General features: G+C 25.2%; 1 pseudogene. It reads right to left on the bottom strand.

Features of this window, described 5'->3' with window-relative positions:
• A pseudogene (locus V7056_RS20735) lies at window positions 1–237 on the bottom strand (hypothetical protein); the annotation flags it as partial.
• Window positions 238–290 lie beyond the last annotated feature (53 nt).

The raw sequence follows: 290 nt of genomic DNA, 5'->3' as shown, positions 1-290 counted from the left end.
TTTATAAAACTCTTTTTGAAAATTTTCTGTAGGGATTATCCAAATTGCTTTATGATTTGTTCCTAAATAAGGATAAACCAACGATGGTAATAGCTGATTACCTTCTACAACTATCGACTTTGTATTTATATTTGAAATATCATTTATAACAAACTGAAAATCTTCTATAAATGATTGAGTGTATACTTTTAATTGTTCATTAATATCCCTTAAATAAAATGCTTCATTTGCAGTCATTTTAGAAACCTTATACATAGCTGGGTGATTAATAGATGAAATATAATTCAAAT

Origin of the sequence: Bacillus sp. JJ664 (genome assembly GCF_036962205.1) — a bacterium.
Lineage (GTDB): Bacteria > Bacillota > Bacilli > Bacillales > Bacillaceae_G > Gottfriedia.
Note: the sequence above shows the minus strand (reverse complement) of the source record. Positions and strands in the feature narration are given on the sequence as shown.